This is a genomic window from Bradyrhizobium ferriligni (genome assembly GCF_056837965.1).
On sequence record NZ_JBXEJO010000434.1, the window covers coordinates 1 to 259 of the forward strand.

Annotated in this window: 1 protein-coding gene; it reads right to left on the reverse strand. The window is 42.5% G+C overall.

The window, feature by feature from the left end:
• Positions 1-259 (reverse strand): hypothetical protein (locus AC1VNY_RS42970; protein WP_482409752.1); only part of this gene is annotated, 259 nt, incomplete at both ends.

The window sequence follows — 259 nt, forward strand, 5'->3', positions numbered from 1 at the left end:
CCTGTAGGACAAACACCCAACCCAAACAACAATTGCATCTGTCAATGCAACAACATCAACAAGTGTCCTGTAGGACAGACACCCAATCCAAACAACAATTGCATCTGTCAATGCAACAACATCAACAATTGTCCTGTAGGACAAACACCCAACCCAAACAACAATTGCATCTGTCAATGCAACAACATCAACAAGTGTCCTGTAGGACAGACACCCAATCCAAACAACAACTGCATCTGTCAATGCAACAACATCAACA